Source organism: Methylobacterium sp. E-045, assembly GCF_022829685.1.
Lineage (GTDB): Bacteria > Pseudomonadota > Alphaproteobacteria > Rhizobiales > Beijerinckiaceae > Methylobacterium.
Genome location: NZ_JAKSYE010000010.1, coordinates 1 through 310 on the forward strand (window position 1 = coordinate 1; position 310 = coordinate 310).

Annotated in this window: 1 pseudogene; it reads left to right on the plus strand. The window is 75.5% G+C overall.

The window, feature by feature from the left end:
* Window positions 1-310, plus strand: a pseudogene (locus MKK51_RS00580) (ABC transporter ATP-binding protein); the annotation flags it as partial.

A 310-nucleotide genomic window follows, 5' to 3' on the forward strand; every position in this document is an offset into this window, starting at 1 on the left:
GGAGGACCCTAGCGACCGGCGGGCTGGGAGGCGGCGGCGACGCGGCCGACATCGGGGACTACCGCGCGCGATGGTCGCGGTTCTTCCCGCGCCTGGTGCAGAGGCGGGGGGCGCCCGCGGCGTTGCTCTCCGGGGGCGAACGGAAGAGGGGGGCGGTCGGGCGCGCCCTGATGGGCCGCCGGCGCCTGCTCGTCCTGGACGACCCCTACAGGGCCCTCGCCCCGCAGGTGGTGGCGGGGATCTTCCGCACCGTCGAGCGCCTCAACCGCGACGAGGGCCTGACGATCCTGGTGGCCGAACAGAACGTCAC